The following is a 7,387-nucleotide window of genomic DNA, read 5'->3' as shown; positions in this document are numbered from 1 at the left end:
TTCTGCCCAGGCGCGCAGGTCTTCGCTGGTGGCGGTCTGCTGCCCGTTCTCCAACTTGTAGACCTTGGAGTGCGGCCCGCCCCCCCCCCGGGGCCCCCCCCGCCCCGGGCCCCGGCCCCCCCCCCCCGCGGGCGGCCGGGCCCGATCGGCGTCGTCGCCCTGGCGGGCATCACCACCCTGGCGAAACCGTCACCCTGGTCGGCACCGTCGCCACCCCGGCAGCACCGCCCCGGCAGCACCACTGCTGCGATCGGCACCACCTGCCCCGTCCCGTACCGCCCCACCTCCCGGCCCGCTACACCCGCGCGGTACTCCCGGCAACCGCCGCGCCTCCGTGCCGGCCCCGGGTTGCGGCCCGCCGCAGATGGTGCGGTGCCGCCAGTCGGCCGTACCCGAAGCGGGCGCGCGGGCGGGGCTCGGGCCCGCCGCCGCCCGGGGCCGGTGCGCTGCCGCCCCGCCCCCCGACCCGTACCGCACCCCGTTCCCGCTGGCCACAGCACAGTCGGCCGCCGGAATCCATCAGCGGCTCGCCGGGGCGGGCCGTTCGGGTGGGTTAGCGTCCGTGACCGGCGCAAGCTGCCGTGTCACTGACGGTTGTACAGCCGGCCGCTAACGACGATGCCCGGCATGAGATCCATCTCCAAGCGCCTCACAGCGCTCCGAACACGCGCCGGCACAGCCGGCGTGGCATGTGCTGTGGTCGCCACAGCCGTGCCGCTCTTGACGTTCGGACTCACCACGACACCAGCAGCGGCGGCGCCGTTGCCGGGCGGTCTCGGGCCCTGTCTGCCCGGCGCCTGCCCCGATCCGTATCCGCCGATCAACAACGAGGCCTTCCACGGCCGGGACAACGGCATCAACGTCTTCGTCGGCAACGACTTCCTGGTACGGGAAGGGGCCGCCGAGGCCGAGGGCCGCGTGGTCGTGCTCGACGAGTTCGACCAGAACAAGGGCGCCGGGCGCAGCGGCCTCTACAACCTCGGCATCGTCGGGGTCGGCTCGCGCGTGCCTCCGCCCACCGACGCGGACTTCCTCACCACCGGCGGCGGCGTGACCGTCGCGCCCGGCCAGACCCTGGACACCACCGGTGGCGTCGCGGGCGAGATCGGCACCGTACGGCACGCGGGGCCGGTCTCCGGCACCCTCACCGGCACGGCCGTCCAGGACGACGCCGCGGTCGCCCCGTACACCGCGCTCCGCGACCAGCTCACCACCGCCAGCCGGTGCTACGCGCGGGTCGACGGCTCGCCGCGGACGCCCACCGGCACCGCGGTCAACCAGGGCTACCAGACGCTGTTCACGGGTGACGGGACCTCCTCGCTCCAGGTCTTCAACGTGGACTTCGACATGGTGGGCTCGGGCGGCGGCGCCCAGGGCATCGCCTTCGAGAACGTGCCGGCCGACGCCACGGTGCTGGTCAACGTGTTCGGCGCGAACCGGGTGCTCAACACCTACAGCGGCGGCATCACCGATGACGACCCGCTGAACGCCTACCGCGAGCGGCTGCTGTGGAACTACCCGGACGCCACGTCGGTGGATCTCGGCGGAAGCGGCCAGTTCCAGGGCAGCGTCCTGGTGGGCGAGCAGTCCTCGACGACCCGGGTCACGCTGCCCGGTGTCAACGGGCGGTTCTTCACCACCGGCTCGCTGACCCACACCAGCTCCGGTGTCGGCGGCGGCCAGGAGTTCCACGCCTACCCGTTCAACGGCGACCTGCCGGACTGCGGGGGGCCGGCGCCGGTCACCGGTGAGGTCAGCGTTCTGAAGACGGACGCCGCGACCGGTGACGCGCTCGCCGGTGCGGAGTTCACGCTGTGGCGGGAGTCGAACGGCACGACCGGTCTCCAGACCGACGGCGCCGACCCCGACACCCGGGTCTCCACCTGCACCACGTCCGCCACGGGCGTGTGCGCCGACACCACCAGCCCCGGTACGTACTACTGGGAGGAGACCGCCCCACCGGACGGCTACGACCTCCCGACACCGAACGTCTTCGGGCCCCTGGTACTGACCGAGGCCAATGCGGCCGAGGGCGTGCGGGTCACGGCCGAGGACACGCGCACCCCGGTGCCGCCGGTCACCGGTGACGTCAGCGTCCTGAAGACGGACGCGGAGTCCGGCGCCCCGCTCGCGGGCGCCGAGTTCGTGCTGTGGCGCGAGTCCAACGGGGTCGACGGCCTCCAGGTGGACGGCGCAGACCCGGACACCCGGATCGCCGAGTGCACCACGCCGGCCAGCGGTGAGTGTGCCGAGACCACCGAGCTCGGCACGTACTACTGGCAGGAGACGGCAGCCCCCGCCGGGTACGAGCTGCCTGATCCGGCGGTCTTCGGCCCGTTGACGCTCACCGAGGAGAACGCCGCCGAGGGCGTCCGCGTGGAGGCCGCGAACAGCTCCACGCCGGTGCCGCCGGTGACCGGTGAGGTCAGCGTGTCCAAGGTCGAGGCCGGCACGGGCGACGCGCTCGCCGGTGCGGAGTTCACGCTGTGGCGCGAGACGAACGGCACCGCCGGTCTCCAGACCGACGGCGCCGACCCGGACACCCGGGTGTCCACCTGCACCACGCCCGCCACGGGCATCTGTGCGGACACCACCAGCCCCGGTACGTACTACTGGGAGGAGACGGCCGCTCCCGACGGGTACGACCTTCCCGACCCGGCGGTCTTCGGGCCGCTGGAGCTGACGGAGGACAACGCCGCCGAGGGCGTCCGGGTCACCGCGGAGAACACCCGCAGCCCGGTCCCGCCCGTCACCGGTGAGGTCAGCGTCCTGAAGTCGGACGCCACGACGGGTGACCCGCTCGCGGGCGCCGAGTTCGTGCTGTGGCGCGAGACCAACGGCGTCGCCGGCCTCCAGACCACCGGCGACGACCCGGACACCCGGGTCGCCGAGTGCACGACCGCGGCCAGCGGCGAGTGCGCCGAGACCACCGAGGTCGGCACGTACTACTGGGAGGAGACCGCGGCCCCCACCGGCTACGACCTCCCGACGCCGAACGTCTTCGGCCCGCTCACCCTCACCGACGAGAACGCCGCCGGTGGCGTACGGGTCGAGGCGGAGAACGCCCGCACCGTGGTGCCGCCGACGACCGGTGAGGTCAGCGTCCTGAAGTCGGACGCCGAGACCGGTGACCCGCTCGCCGGTGCGGAGTTCACGCTGTGGCGCGAGACGAACGGCACCGCCGGTCTCCAGACCGACGGCGCCGACCCGGACACCCGGGTCGCCGAGTGCACCACGCCCGACAGTGGCGTCTGTGCCGAGACCACCGAACTCGGTACGTACTACTGGGAGGAGACCGCTGCGCCCGACGGCTACGAGCTGCCGGACCCGAACGTCTTCGGCCCGGTGACACTCACCGAGGAGAACGCCGCAGAGGGCGTCCGCGTGGAGGCTGGCAACAGCTCCACCCCGATTCCGCCGGTCAACGGCGAGGTCAGCGTCCTCAAGCGGGACGCCGAGTCCGGTGACCCGCTCGCCGGCGCGGAGTTCACGCTGTGGCGGGAGTCGAACGGCACCGCCGGTCTCCAGACCGAGGGCGCCGACCCCGACACCCGGGTGTCCACCTGCACCACGCCCGCCACGGGCATCTGTGCGGACACCACCAGCCCCGGTACGTACTACTGGGAGGAGACGGCTGCTCCCGAGGGTTATGAGCTGCCCGATCCTGCGGTCTTCGGGCCGCTGGTGCTGACCGAGGAGAACGCCGCCGAGGGCGTCCGCGTCACCGCGGACAACACCTCGACGCCGGTCCCGCCGGTCAACGGTGAGGTCAGCGTCCTGAAGACGGACGCGGAGAACGGCGAGCCGCTCGCCGGCGCCGAGTTCGTCCTGTGGCGCGAGTCGAACGGCACCGACGGTCTCCAGACCACCGGCGCCGACCCCGACACCCGCGTCGCCGAGTGCACCACGCCCGCCAGCGGCGTCTGTGCCGAGACCACCACCCTGGGCACCTACTACTGGCAGGAGACGGCAGCCCCCGCCGGGTACGAGCTGCCTGACCCGGCGGTCTTCGGGCCGCTTGAGCTGACCGAGGAGAACGCGGCCGATGGCGTCCGGGTGGAGGCTGGCAACAGCTCGACCCCGATTCCGCCGGTCAACGGCGAGGTCAGCGTCCTCAAGACGGACGCGGAGTCCGGTGACCCGCTTGCGGGCGCCGAGTTCGCGCTGTGGCGCGAGACCAATGGCACGGACGGCCTCCAGCAGGTTGGTGCGGACCCGGACACCCTGGTGTCCACCTGCACCACGCCGGCCACGGGCATCTGTGCGGACACCACCAGCCCCGGTACGTACTACTGGGAGGAGACGGCAGCCCCTGCCGGGTACGAGCTGCCCGACCCCGCGGTCTTCGGGCCGCTGGAGCTGACCGAGGACAACGCCGCTGAGGGCGTTCGGGTCACGGCTGAGAACACGCGGGAGCCGGTGCCGCCGGTGACCGGTGACGTCAGTGTCCTGAAGCAGGACGCCGAGTCCGGCGACCCGCTCGCGGGCGCCGACTTCGTGCTGTGGCGCGAGACCAACGGGACCGCCGGTCTCCAAACCGACGGCACCGACGCCGACACCCGCGTCGCGACCTGCACCACGCCGGCCAGTGGCGTGTGCGAGGAGACGACCAGCCCCGGTACGTACTACTGGGAGGAGACGGCGGCTCCTGAGGGTTATGAGCTGCCGAGTCCGAATGTGTTCGGTCCGTTGGTGTTGACGGAGGAGAACGCTGCTGAGGGTGTTCGGGTCACGGCTGAGAACACGCGGGAGCCGGTGCCGCCGGTGACCGGTGAGGTCAGTGTCCTGAAGACGGACGCGGAGAACGGTGCGCCGCTTGCGGGTGCCGAGTTCCTGTTGTGGCGTGAGTCGAATGGCACTCCGGGGCTTCAGACCGATGGTGCTGACACCGACACGCGTGTCGCGGCTTGCACTACGCCGGCCAGTGGCATCTGTTCGGAGACGACCAGTCCGGGGACGTACTACTGGCTGGAGACGGCTGCCCCCGCCGGGTACGAGCTGCCTGACCCGGCGGTCTTCGGTCCGTTGGAGCTGACGGAGGAGAACGCGGCCGAGGGTGTTCGGGTGGAGGCTGGCAACAGCTCGACTCCGATTCCGCCGGTCAACGGTGAGGTCAGCGTCCTGAAGACGGACGCGGAGTCCGGTGACCCGCTTGCGGGTGCCGAGTTCGCGCTGTGGCGCGAGACCAATGGCACGGATGGTCTTCAGCAGGTTGGTGCGGACCCGGACACCCTGGTGTCCACCTGCACCACGCCGGCCAGTGGCGTCTGCGCCGACACGACCAGCCCCGGTACGTACTACTGGGAGGAGACGGCGGCTCCTGAGGGTTATGAGCTGCCGAGTCCGAATGTGTTCGGTCCGTTGGTGTTGACGGAGGAGAACGCTGCTGAGGGTGTTCGGGTCACGGCTGAGAACACGCGGGAGCCGGTGCCGCCGGTGACCGGTGAGGTCAGTGTCCTGAAGACGGACGCGGAGAACGGTGCGCCGCTTGCGGGTGCCGAGTTCCTGTTGTGGCGTGAGTCGAATGGCACTCCGGGGCTTCAGACCGATGGTGCTGACACCGACACGCGTGTCGCGGCTTGCACCACGCCGGCCAGTGGCATCTGTTCGGAGACGACCAGTCCGGGGACGTACTACTGGCTGGAGACGGCTGCCCCCGCCGGGTACGAGCTGCCTGACCCGGCGGTCTTCGGTCCGTTGGAGTTGACCGAGGAGAACGCGGCCGAGGGTGTTCGGGTGGAGGCTGGCAACAGCTCGACCCCGATTCCGCCGGTCAACGGCGAGGTCAGCGTCCTCAAGACGGACGCGGAGTCCGGTGACCCGCTCGCGGGCGCCGAGTTCGCGCTCTGGCGCGAGACCAACGGCACGGACGGCCTCCAGCAGGTCGGTGCGGACCCGGACACCCTGGTGTCCACCTGCACCACGCCGGCCAGTGGCGTCTGCGCCGACACGACCAGCCCCGGTACGTACTACTGGGAGGAGACGGCCGCCCCTGACGGCTACGACCTTCCCGACCCGGCGGTCTTCGGGCCGCTGGTGCTGACCGAGGAGAACGCCGCCGAGGGCGTCCGCGTCACCGCGGACAACACCCGCACCCCGGTGCCCCCGGTCACCGGTGACGTCAGCGTTCGCAAGACGGACGCGAAGACCGGCGACCCGCTCGCGGGCGCCGACTTCGTGCTGTGGCGCGAGACCAACGGCGTGCGCGGCCTCCAGACGGACGGCAGTGACCCGGACACCCGGGTGGCCCGGTGCACGACGCCGGCCAGCGGGGTGTGCGAGGAGACCACGCGTCCGGGCACGTACTACTGGGAGGAGACCGCGGCTCCGGAGGGTTACGACCTGCCGGACCTGAACGTCTTCGGCCCGCTGGTGCTGACCGAGGAGAACGCCTCGGAAGGCGTGCGCGCCCACGCGGAGAACCTCCGCAAGACCGAGCCGCCGGTCAAGGGCTCGATCAAGCTGGTCAAGACCGACGAGAAGCACGGCAAGCCGCTGGCCGGCGCCGTGTTCGAGCTGTGGCGCGAGACCAACGGCGTGCGCGGCCTCCAGTCGGACGGGGACAACCCCGACACCCGTGAGGGTGAGGGTTGCTCCACCGACGACGCCGGTCTGTGCACCTTCGGCGACCTGGACCGCGGCGAGTACTACCTCAAGGAGACCGCGGTCCCCGAGGGATACGTACTGCCCGACAACCCGGTCTTCGGCCCGTACGAGGTGACGGAGGACAACAGCGCCGACGGCGTCACCGTCAAGATCAAGAACAAGCGCGGCGAACCGTGCAAGGGCAAGGACTGCAAGCCGAAGCCCCCGTGCGACTGCTGCAAGTGCTGTGACCACCACGGCAACGGCGGCCACCACGGTGACCACTGCAACCACCACGGTGACCACGGTGACCACCACGGCAAGCACCACGGTGACCACTGCAAGCACGGCGAGCACCACGGCCACCACGGCCAGGGCAAGCCGCACGACAACGACAAGCACCACGACAACAAGCACCACGACAACAACAAGCACGACGGCAAGCACGACAAGAACCACGACAAGAAGCAGGGACACCGCAAGGAAGGCCAGCACCACGAGGGCGACAAGGGCGGCCAGCAGCCGCACGCCGCCTAGGCACTCCTGACCACTCACCGGTTCGGCCGCCCTGAACTGGGCGGCCGGGCCGGGGGAGTGGTGCACTGACAGGGCCCGGAACGTTCTCCCTGGAGGTTGCGACGTGCGCCCTGTCCGTCTCCCCGGTGGGGGGGGGGGGGGGGGGGGGGGCCGCCCCCCGGGGGGGGGGGGGGGGGGGGGGGGGGGGGGGGCCCGCTGGGTGGTGGATCGGCGGATCGGCGGATCGGTGGGTTGGTGATGAGGACGCGGGGGCGGTGGGGTGTGG

2 protein-coding genes are annotated in these 7,387 nt (G+C 71.6%); both read left to right on the top strand.

Annotated features, from left to right (window positions below; all coding sequences use genetic code 11):
• Positions 1 to 711 precede the first annotated feature (711 nt).
• Entirely contained in the window at positions 712 to 7,122 is a 6,411-nt protein-coding gene (locus AAHZ94_RS24815) for a SpaA isopeptide-forming pilin-related protein (protein WP_349995352.1), read from the top strand.
• A gap of 103 nt (positions 7,123 to 7,225) precedes the next feature.
• On the top strand, positions 7,226 to 7,360 hold the full coding sequence (locus AAHZ94_RS24810) for a hypothetical protein (RefSeq protein WP_349995350.1): 135 nt from the start codon (positions 7,226 to 7,228) through the stop codon (positions 7,358 to 7,360).
• The last annotated feature ends 27 nt before the right edge of the window (positions 7,361 to 7,387 follow it).

The sequence above is a fragment of the Streptomyces sp. HSW2009 genome (assembly GCF_040240285.1).
Taxonomy (GTDB): domain Bacteria; phylum Actinomycetota; class Actinomycetes; order Streptomycetales; family Streptomycetaceae; genus Streptomyces.
Note: the sequence above shows the minus strand (reverse complement) of the source record. Positions and strands in the feature narration are given on the sequence as shown.